Origin of the sequence: Streptomyces sp. NPDC000151, from assembly GCF_040301705.1 — a bacterium.
Lineage (GTDB): Bacteria > Actinomycetota > Actinomycetes > Streptomycetales > Streptomycetaceae > Streptomyces.
Window position 1 is genome coordinate 1 of the sequence record NZ_JBEPFC010000220.1, and the last position, 8478, is coordinate 8478.

Here is an 8478-nt window from a genome sequence, read left to right on the forward strand (position 1 = left end):
CCGCGCTCCGCGGGGCACGCGCTGCTCGCCGCGGGGCTGGCCCTCGCGGACGCATCCGGGGGCGCGTCGGGCGCGCTGTACGGGGCGCTGCTGGCCGAAACGGGTGCCGTCCTCGTACGGGCCCCGGAAGGCGCCTCCTGTACGACGGCGCTGCTCGCGGAGGCGGTGGCCGCGGCGCAGCGGGCGGTGAGCGAGCTGGGCGGGGCGCAGGTGGGTGAGAAGACGATGCTGGATGCGTTGGACCCGTTCCGGGCCGAGTTGTCCGCCGCCCGTGCGGACGAGGACTTGGCCACGGCCTGGCGGGCCGCGGCCGAGGTCGCCACGAAGGCGGCCGCCGCGACGGCGGAACTCGTACCGGCCCGGGGCCGGGCGGCGCGCATGGGCGACCTCGGTTACGGACACGCCGACGCGGGCGCCACGTCTCTGGCCTTGATCGTCACCGCCGTGGGGGCGTCGCTCGGCTGACGACCGTCCCGCCGTCGTGGCTGGTCGCGCCCACGCGGCGGAGCCGCATATCGACACGCCCCGCGCCCCTGAGCGCGCGAAGGGCCCTGCACACCATGGTGTGCAGGGCCCTTCGCGTACGGGCGGTCGTGCGACCGCGCCGTCAGGCGCTAGCGCAGGCGCGCCATCAGCGCGTGTTCCACGAGCGTGATGAGCGCGCTCTTGGCCTCGCTGCGGTGCCGTGCGTCCGTCGTGATGATCGGGGCGTCCGGGCCGATCTGGAGGGCCTCACGGACCTCGTCCGGCGTGTACGGCTGGTGTCCGTCGAAGCCGTTGAGGGCGATGACGAACGGCAGGCCGCTGTTCTCGAAGTAGTCGACCGCGGGGAAACAGTCCGCCAGGCGGCGGGTGTCGACGAGGACGACGGCGCCGATGGCGCCGCGGACCAGGTCGTCCCACATGAACCAGAAACGGTCCTGGCCGGGCGTGCCGAACAGGTACAGGATCAGGTCCTGGTCGAGCGTGATACGGCCGAAGTCCATCGCCACCGTCGTGGTGGTCTTGTCCGGCGCGTGCGTCAGGTCGTCGATGCCCGCCGAGGCGGAGGTCATCACGGCTTCGGTACGCAGCGGATTGATCTCGGAGACGGCCCCGACGAAGGTCGTCTTGCCCACGCCGAAGCCGCCCGCCACCACGATCTTCGCGGAGGTGGTGGAGCGGGCTGCACCGCTAGAGCTTGCGAAGTCCACTGAGCACCCTTTCGAGCAGTGTCACATCTGGCTGTCCGCCGGCGGACTCGTCACCGCCGGGCTGATGGATGGCGACGAGTCCGGCCTCCGCCAGGTCGGCGACGAGGATCCGGGCGACGCCGAGGGGAATGGAGAGGAGCGCGGAGATCTCGGCGACCGACTTGATCTCGCGGCACAGATGGCAGATGCGCTGATGCTCCGGCAGCTGGCCCTGGAGCTGAGCCGGCGCGGCCGTGGTGTGCACCAGTGCCTCGATGGCGAGCTGGTAGCGCGGCCGGGTGCGGCCCCCGGTCATGGCGTACGGGCGGACCAGCGGGTTCTGCGCGCCGCCGGTGGGCGCCGACGGCTCGGTGCGCCGGTGCGGCTGCACCGGCTCTATGCGCGGAACCCGGGGCCCCTCGTCGCCGTAGCCGTAAGGAGACGGGGAGGGGCTGCCGTACGTCGTGTCGTAGGGCTGGTGCTGCGGCGCGGGCCGCGGCTGCCGACGACTCGGCGCGGACGGGAAGTTGAAGCGGTTGTACTGGGTTTCGCCCTGCGACTCGGGCAGATGCCCGGAATCGTACGGGTATCCGCTAGGGGGCGTTGCCACGTTTCCTCCTCCAACTTGCCAATCCGACGCCGGTCGCGCCACCGCACCCTATGGTGCGGTGGCGAGAAACGCACTGCCTGTCTGTCAGTTGAGAAGGCTGCCCTGCAGTTCGGCGCGCAGGTCGGGCGTGAGAACGCTGCCCGCGCGGTCGACCAGCAGGGCCATCTCGTAACCGACGAGGCCGATGTCGCACTCGGGGTGCGCCAGTACGGCCAACGACGATCCGTCCGAGACGGACATGATGAAGAGGAACCCGCGTTCCATCTCCACCACGGTCTGGTTGACGCTCCCGCCTTCGAAGATGCGGGAGGCACCCGAGGTCAGCGAGGTGAGCCCGGAGGCCACCGCCGCCAACTGATCGGCTCTGTCCCGAGGGAAACCCTCGGACATGGCGAGGAGGAGACCGTCTGCGGAGACCACGACCGTGTGGGACACACCGGGGGTGTTGTCCACGAAGTTGGTGATCAACCAGTTCAGGTTCTGCGCCGCCTGGCTCATCGGGCTCACACTAACGCTCCTGATCGTAGGTGCTGCCGGGGCCGAAGCCCTGTTGGTCATTCTTGGGTGCCTCCATACCGGCACTGCGTCCCTGCTGGACACCGCGGCGCAGGTTGCTCAGCCTGCCCCGGACGTCCTCGGGCGCACGGGAGACCTGGGGGCCGCCCTGCGGGGTCTGCTCCGCGGTGCCCTCGACCAAGTTGGCCTTGGGCACCCGCCGGGGGAGACCGGAGGAGGTGATTCCGCCCGCCTTCGGCTCGCGAAGCTGCTCCGCCCGCTGCCAGCGCTCGTCGTTGGCGGTACGCCAACCAAAGCTGTCCTCCGACGTGCTCCGCTGCTGCGGGGGCGACGCCGGCTCCTCGGGCTGCTGCCACTCCTGCTGCCCTGGGGCCTTGTCACCTCCGCGGCGCGGAAGGCCGGCGTCGGTCAGGGAGTGGGTTTCGCTCGGGGTGGGACCCGGACGATCGAATGCTACGCGTTCCTGCGGCTGCGCGGGAGCGTCGGGACCATTGTGGTCCGATTCCGCTTGACCGCCGAAGTACCCCTGGAACGGAGCGGGTTCGCTCCATCCGGGGTGCTGCCGGCCGTCGGCGGGGTACTGCGGCTGCTCGCCGGTGAGCTCCGAAGAGCCCTGGTCGAACAGGTTCTGACCACCGAAGGAGCGGTCGTCGTAGGCGCCGGCGGGCCCGTCGTAGGACTGCTGCCCGGCGGCCTCCTGGGGGGCGTACGGCTGCTCGTGGAAGCCGTCGTACGCGGCGCCCGAGCCCTCCGCTTCGCCGCGCCGGGGGAGTCCGCCGAAGTCCTGCGCGGGGTTCCGCGCCGGGTGGTGAGCGGACTCCTGGCCGGGCGCACCGTGCTGCGGAGCGCCGTTCTGTGCCTCCAGCGCCGCGCGGCGCTCCTCGCGGAGCAGCGAGCGGCCCACGGGGTCCAGCTCCGCTGAGCCGTCCGACGGCCGGTAGTGGTCGTCGAAGCCGAGCTCCGCGGCGGTGCGCATGTCCTCGGGCTGCTGGAACGGCTGCGGGTGCTCCGGCATGATCCGGGAGACCGTGAAGTCGTCCTCGAAGGTGTCCTCGCCGCCACCGCCGTGGGTGATCGCCTCCGGCAGCATGACCAGCGAGGTGGTGCCGGCCGTCTCGCCCGAGGGGCGCAGCTGGACGCGGATGCCGTGCCGGTCCGCCAGCCGGCCGACCACGAAGAGGCCCATGCGCTGGGAGATCGCGATGTCGACGGTCGGCGGGTTGGCCAGCTTGTGGTTGATGTCCGCGAAGTCCTCGGGGGTGAGCCCGATGCCCTTGTCGTGGATCTCGACCATCACGCGGCCGTCCGGGAGACGGGTCGCGGTGACCCGCACCTTGGTCTGCGGCGAGGAGAACGTGGTGGCGTTCTCCAGCAGCTCCGAGAGCAGGTGCACGAGGTCGGTGACGGCCTGGCCGTGGATCTCGCTCTCGGGGACGCCCTGGAGCTCGATGCGCTCGTAGGACTCCACCTCGGAGGTGGCCGCGCGCAGCACGTCGATCAGCGGGACCGGCTGGGTCCAGCGGCGGCCCGGCTCCTCGCCCGCGAGGATGAGGAGGTTCTCGCCGTTGCGGCGCATGCGCGTGGCGAGGTGGTCCAGGCTGAAGAGGTTCTCCAGCTGGTCCGGGTCCGCCTCGTTGTTCTCCAGCTCCGTGATGAGGGTCAGCTGCCGCTCGATCAGGCCCTGGTTACGGCGCGAGAGGTTGGTGAAGATCGCGTTGACGTTGCCCCGCAGCAGCGCCTGCTCGGCGGCCAGCCGCACGGCCTCACGGTGGACCTGGTCGAACGCCCGCGCGACCTCGCCGATCTCGTCCGTGGTGGAGATCGGGATCGGCTTGACGCGGGTGTCGACCCGGCCCGGGTCCGTACGGGAGAGCTGGTCGACCAGCATCGGCAGCCGCTGCTCGGCGATGCCGAAGGCCGCGGTGCGCAGCTGCTGCATGTTGCGGGTCATCGAGCGGGCCATCAGGCCGGCGATGAGGAAGGCGATGATCAGCGCGCCGAGCGCGACGCCGGAGTCCACGAAGGTGGTCTGCCGCGCGTCCGAGGAGATCTGCGCGGCCTCGGCCACCGCCTTGTCGGCGAGGTCCTTCTCGATGCCGCGGTACATGTCGAACTTGCCGGTGGACGCCGCGAACCAGGTCTGCGGCGTGACGCCCTTGGCGGCGAGCAGCTGCGGCGGGGCGCCGGAGGAGATCGCCTGGACCATCGCGTCGATGGACGGCGGCGCCCGGAACGACCGGCCGGCCGCGGTGGCCTGCTTCCGCGCCTGGGCCGCCTGCTCCTGCCCCTTCTTCTTGAGGGCCGCGGAGTCCTTCTTCAGGCGCTCGACGTCCTCGGGGGTGCCGCCGGAGGTGTACTCGCCGATGGCGATGTTCTCCAGGTAGGCGTACGACGCGAACGCGGTGAGCTGCTTCTTGCGCTCCTTGGCGCCGGCCGCCGGGTGCACCAGCAGGTGGGTGCCGATGGAGCGCTGCAGGGAGGTGGCGGCCTTCGCCAGCGAGACGGCGTAGACCGTGCGCCCGTAGGAGGTGATGTTGCCGGTGCCCAGCCCCAGCTCGTTGGAGAACTCCATCAGCGGGTGCTGGACCTCGGTGTAGCCCTCCTCGGTCTGCACGCCGGTCAGCTGCGAGGTGTAGGCCACCTTGCGCAGCATGTCGAGCTTGGGCTCGACCTTCTCGAAGACCGCGAGGCGGCGCTTGAGGCCCTCCTTGTCGGGCATGTTCTTGACCGCGTCGTGGAAGTCGGCGGCGGCGGCGTCGGTGTCGGCCCGCGCGTCCCGCACGACCGGGTCGTTCGGCTTGCCCTGGAGGAGCGGCGCCGCGGTGCGGTCCCGCTCGTCGACGAGGGCCTGGCCGTAGGTGGCGGCCGCCTGGACCAGCTTCGCGGTGTTCTCGGCGTCCTGGGCCTCGTTCCAGGTCCCGACCGAGGTGTTCACCCGCAGCCCGGCGAAGATCAGCGCCAGGATGACGGGGAGCAGCAGGATGGCGTTCAGGCGGGTGGCCACGCGCCAGTTGCGCGGGGACATCCGGTTGCCGCGCACGGGCTGGCTGCTCAGCGGACTTTCAGGCGCGTCGGAAGGCGACGCCGTATGACGCGGCGGCGGTGTGAAGTTGCCCCGCTGCGCCGCCTGCTGCGGCGCGGGGCCCGACTTGCTTCGCCTCACTCGACCAACAACCTCTCGGCGCCGGCACGCACGTATCTCGCTGTGCCGTTTTCGTTCTGGGCGTTACCTACTCCGGAGTTCAGCGAATTCCAGCACGTCAGGGCCGCGCGTTCCAAACAGTGCGCAAAAGATGAGCAAGCCCTGCGGGACGCCAGATAAAAGGGGCGTTAAGGGCGAGGCGCGGCAAAAGGCGGGGGAAACGTGAACACAGTGGAGCCGCCTGTGCGCATCCGGTGTCGAGGTCCCGGGATTTCTCTGTCGAAACGTTATGAACGCCGGGGCCCGGCGTGTCCAAGGACACAGCGCACCCCGGCGCAACTGACCGTACGGCAGCGCTACTTGAGTCGCGCCATGAGAGCGTGTTCGACGAGCGTGATGAGGGCACCCTTGGCCTCGTCGCGGTGCCGGGCATCGGTGGTGATGATCGGCGTGTCGGGGCCGATCTGCAGCGCTTCGCGCACCTCGTCGGGGGTGTACGGCTGCTGCCCCTCGAACCCGTTCAGCGCGATCACGAACGGCAGCCCGCTGTTCTCGAAGTAGTCGACCGCGGGGAAGCAGTCGGAGAGCCGGCGGGTGTCGACGAGTACCACGGCACCGATCGCACCGCGGACCAGATCATCCCACATGAACCAGAAACGGTCCTGGCCGGGTGTGCCGAACAGATAAAGAATCAAATCCTGATCGAGGGTGATACGCCCGAAATCCATGGCGACGGTGGTCGTCGTCTTGTCCTGGACGTGACTGAGGTCGTCGATGCCCGCGGAAGCGGACGTCATCACGGCCTCGGTACGCAGCGGATTGATCTCGGAAACCGCCCCGACAAAGGTCGTTTTGCCCACGCCGAAACCGCCCGCCACCACGATCTTCGCGGACGTGGTCGAACGGGGCGCGGCGTCAGAGCTTGCGAAGTCCACTGAGCACCCTCTCCAGCAAGGTCACATCGGGCGTGCCGCCGGCCTCACCGCTGCCGCCGGGCTGGTGGATCGCCACCATGCCGGCCTCGGCCAGGTCGGCGACCAGGATTCTGGCCACCCCCAGCGGTATGTGCAGCAGCGCGGAGACCTCCGCCACCGACTTCACCTCGGCGCACAGATGGCAGATGCGCTGGTGCTCCGGCAGCAGCCCGGGCAGCTGGGAGGGATCGGCCGTGGTGCTGACCAGCGCCTCGATGGCGAGCTGGTAGCGCGGCCGGGTCCGGCCTCCGGTCATCGCGTAAGGGCGGACCAGTGGCTGGTCGCCCCCGTCGTCGCCGTACGGCTGGCTGGTATAGCCGTACGGGCCGGGCGAAGCGGGTGGCGGGGTCATGGGTCCTCCGGGCTGGACAACTGGCTGTCGTCGGGTCGGGCCGGTGGGGGGTTCTTCGGCACGTGGAATCGGTGGCGGGTCAGTTGAGCAGGCTGCCCTGCAGCTCGGCCCGCAGGTCCGGCGTCAGCACGCCGCCCGCACGGTCCACGAGCAGGGCCATCTCGTAACCGACGAGGCCGATGTCGCACTCGGGGTGCGCCAGTACGGCCAGCGACGATCCGTCGGAGATCGACATGAGGAAGAGGAACCCCCGCTCCATCTCCACCACGGTCTGGTTGACGTTCCCGCCCTCGAAGATGCGGGACGCGCCGGATGTCAGGGAGGTGAGCCCGGAGGCCACCGCGGCGAGCTGGTCGGCCCGGTCCCGCGGGAAGCCCTCGGACATCGCGAGCAGCAGACCGTCCACCGAGACGACCACCGTGTGGGACACCCCGGGGGTGTTGTCCACGAAATTGGTGATCAACCAGTTCAGGTTCTGCGCCGCCTGGCTCATCGGACTCAACTAACGCTCCTGCTGGTGAGTGGGGTCCACGACGGGATGCGTGCCGGTGTGCCCGGCCTGCCGGCCCTGCTGGATGCCCCGGCGGAGATTGGTCAGCCGGCCGCGCACGTCGTCGGGCGAACGGGAGACCTGCGGGCCGCCCGGACGCTGCTCCTGCTGCGCGGTGCCTGCCACGAGGTTCGCACGGGGAACGCGGCGCGGCAGACCGGAGGTGGTGATCCCGCCCGCCGCCGGCTGGCGGACCTGCTCGGCCCGGCGCCAGACGTCGTCGTTGGGCGAGGAACGCCACTGGGCCTGCGCCTGAGCGCCGCTGTCGGCCGGCTCGCGCCGGGGCAGCCGCGGCGCCTCCGGGGCGCTCTGCGGCCGGCTCACGGGCTCCTCGGCCGCGCTGCCGCCCGGCTGGGTGAACCAGTTCGACTCGATCGTGTCGAAGATCGGCGAACCCGCGTCGCCCGTGCTCCGCGGCGCGGGGCCGCCGAGCAGGTCGGCGTCGTCCGGAGCGGAGTGCGGCTGCTGCTGTACGGGGACCTCACCGGACCGGGGCGCGCGCCCGAAGGCACCGTCCCGGCCGAAGGCGTCCTCGCGGCCGAACGCGTCGTCCCGGCCGAAGGAGTCGGCGTCGTACGCCTGGCCGCCGCGCGCCGGGGCCTCCTCGCCGCGTGCTGCCGCCGGAGCGCTCTCCTCGGCGGGGCGGCCGCCCTGCTCGGACTGCGGGGCGAACTCGCCGCTCCACATCGGGCTGGTGGGCCCGGCGGGCGCCGGGGGAGACGCGGGCGCCTGTTCGGCGGACTGTCCGGAGGACGGTGCCGAGGGCAGCTCGAACTCGCCGGTCCACATGGGGCGGGCGCCCTGTGCGGGCGTACCGCCCTGCGGGGAGGGCGCGCCGCCCTGTGCGGGGGACGTGCCGCCCTGAGCGGGGGACGTGCCGCGCGCCGGGGGGTTCGCGCCGGGGCGCCGGCCGCCGAAGTCCGGGCGCTCGAACTGCGCCGTGTCACCGGGGCCGCCGGCCGCCGGGCGCTCGAACTGCCCGGTCGGCTCGGGACGCTGGTACTGGCCGGTCAGCTCCGGACGCCGGTGCTGGCCGGTGCTCTCCGGCTCCTCGTGGCCGCGCGGGTGGTCCTCCTGGCCGGGGCGGGGCGCCAGCGGCCAGTCGTCGGCCGCCTCGCCGCGTTCGCGGCGCGCACCCCAGCTGGAGCCGGGCTGCTGGCTG

The 8478-nt window shown here is 71.5% G+C and carries 8 protein-coding genes and 1 pseudogene; 1 reads left to right on the top strand and 8 read right to left on the bottom strand.

Features of this window, described 5'->3' with window-relative positions:
* A partial coding sequence (locus ABT381_RS33870) for a DAK2 domain-containing protein (protein ID WP_351601298.1) occupies positions 1-465 on the top strand: 465 nt, incomplete at its 5' end.
* Between the two features lie 149 nt (positions 466-614).
* Here the strand turns inward: ABT381_RS33870 and ABT381_RS33875 are convergent.
* The 8 genes and pseudogenes from ABT381_RS33875 to ABT381_RS33910 all read right to left on the bottom strand — a co-directional run.
* The gene (locus ABT381_RS33875) at positions 615-1193 is read right to left on the bottom strand and encodes a GTP-binding protein (protein ID WP_073447656.1); all 579 of its coding nucleotides are present in this window, start codon (positions 1191-1193) and stop codon (positions 615-617) included.
* Positions 1174-1782 carry a DUF742 domain-containing protein gene (locus ABT381_RS33880; protein ID WP_351601301.1) on the bottom strand — a complete coding sequence of 203 codons (609 nt, stop codon included), beginning with the start codon at positions 1780-1782 and terminating at the stop codon, positions 1174-1176. Before ABT381_RS33880 ends, ABT381_RS33875 begins: the two co-directional genes overlap by 20 nt.
* 84 nt (positions 1783-1866) lie before the next feature.
* Positions 1867-2280, bottom strand: coding sequence for a roadblock/LC7 domain-containing protein (locus tag ABT381_RS33885; RefSeq protein ID WP_030257992.1), 414 nt, complete (start codon positions 2278-2280; stop codon positions 1867-1869).
* Positions 2281-2290: 10 nt separating this feature from the next.
* Positions 2291-5461 carry a sensor histidine kinase gene (locus tag ABT381_RS33890; protein ID WP_351601304.1) on the bottom strand — a complete coding sequence of 1057 codons (3171 nt, stop codon included), beginning with the start codon at positions 5459-5461 and terminating at the stop codon, positions 2291-2293.
* 335 nt (positions 5462-5796) lie between these two features.
* Complete coding sequence (locus ABT381_RS33895) at positions 5797-6375, bottom strand: GTP-binding protein (RefSeq protein WP_351601307.1); 579 nt, start codon at positions 6373-6375, stop codon at positions 5797-5799.
* Positions 6356-6766: a DUF742 domain-containing protein gene (locus ABT381_RS33900; RefSeq protein ID WP_031051532.1), complete on the bottom strand. Its 411-nt coding sequence runs from the start codon at positions 6764-6766 to the stop codon at positions 6356-6358. Before ABT381_RS33900 ends, ABT381_RS33895 begins: the two co-directional genes overlap by 20 nt.
* Positions 6767-6845: 79 nt before the next feature.
* Positions 6846-7259, bottom strand: coding sequence for a roadblock/LC7 domain-containing protein (locus tag ABT381_RS33905; RefSeq protein ID WP_030257979.1), 414 nt, complete (start codon positions 7257-7259; stop codon positions 6846-6848).
* 9 nt (positions 7260-7268) lie between these two features.
* Positions 7269-8478, bottom strand: a pseudogene (locus ABT381_RS33910) (hypothetical protein); the annotation flags it as partial.